We start from the raw sequence: 236 nt of genomic DNA on the forward strand, positions 1-236 counted from the left end.
ATAGTGATATTATCCAGCACCCAATCATATAAAACGGCGGTTATCTTGGAATTCTAAAGTACATAAAGAATGTGTGATATTTTCCAGTGCATCAGAAATTAAGACGTGAGAATTCATATTGGCGAGGATGACAAGGGATAGTGATATTATCCAGCACCCAATCATATAAAACGGCGGTTATCTTGGAATTCTAAAGTACATAAAGAATGTGTGATATTTTCCAGTGCATCAGAAAT

1 protein-coding gene and 1 pseudogene are annotated in these 236 nt (G+C 35.2%); both read right to left on the reverse strand.

Going from position 1 to position 236, the window contains the following annotated elements; translation table 11 throughout:
• Nucleotides 1–24: 24 nt before the first annotated feature.
• Nucleotides 25–165: a glutamate--tRNA ligase family protein gene (locus BHE89_RS26835; protein WP_128860292.1), complete on the reverse strand. Its 141-nt coding sequence runs from the start codon at nucleotides 163–165 to the stop codon at nucleotides 25–27.
• Nucleotides 98–236 (reverse strand): annotated as a pseudogene (locus BHE89_RS03140) (glutamate--tRNA ligase family protein); the annotation flags it as partial. The pseudogene BHE89_RS03140 and the gene BHE89_RS26835, both read right to left, overlap by 68 nt.

This window comes from Shigella sp. FC1967 (assembly GCF_001743005.1).
Lineage (GTDB): Bacteria > Pseudomonadota > Gammaproteobacteria > Enterobacterales > Enterobacteriaceae > Proteus.